This window comes from Spirosoma pomorum, assembly GCF_054776615.1.
Genome location: NZ_BAAHBP010000046.1, coordinates 1 through 863, shown reverse-complemented (window position 1 = coordinate 863; position 863 = coordinate 1). Strand labels below are relative to the sequence as shown.

Below are 863 nucleotides of genomic sequence, written 5' to 3'. Positions count from 1 at the left end.
CACATGCTCCACCGCTTGTGCGGACCCCCGTCAATTCCTTTGAGTTTCACCGTTGCCGGCGTACTCCCCAGGTGGATTACTTAACGCTTTCGCTCAGCCACGCACTCTATCGAGCACACAGCCAGTAATCATCGTTTACGGCATGGACTACCAGGGTATCTAATCCTGTTCGCTACCCATGCTCTCGTGCCTCAGTGTCAATCAAATCGTAGTAGCCTGCCTTCGCAATCGGGGTTCCGGGTCATATCTATGCATTTCACCGCTACATGACCCATTCCGGCTACCGCCAATCCATTCAAGTAACCCAGTTTCCAGCCACATCTGATCGTTGAGCGACCAGCTTTCAAACCAGACTTGGGCTACCACCTACGCACCCTTTAAACCCAATAAATCCGGACAACGCTTGCACCCTCCGTATTACCGCGGCTGCTGGCACGGAGTTAGCCGGTGCTTATTCCTCTGGTACCGTCACATACACCCGCAGGCATACTTTTCTTCCCAGATAAAAGCAGTTTACAACGCTGAGCGCCTTCATCCTGCACGCGGCATGGCTGGGTCAGGCTTGCGCCCATTGCCCAATATTCCCTACTGCTGCCTCCCGTAGGAGTTGGGTCCGTGTCTCAGTACCCATGTGGGGGCCAATCCTCTCAGAACCCCTACTGATCATCGCCTTGGTGGGCCGTTACCCCACCAACTAGCTAATCAGACGCAAGCCCCTCCACAACCCATAAATGTTTATCTACCAAACCAGGTGATCCAGTAGAACCATGCGGGTTTACCCTCGCTTTCGCAAGGCTATCCCCCAGTTGTGGGCAGGTTGCTTACGCGTTACGCACCCGTTCGCCACTGACCTTGCGGCCCGT

1 rRNA gene is annotated in these 863 nt (G+C 54.7%); it reads right to left on the bottom strand.

Annotated elements, in window-relative coordinates:
* Positions 1-863: ribosomal RNA gene (locus ACYVAD_RS26180) — 16S ribosomal RNA — on the bottom strand; the annotation flags it as partial.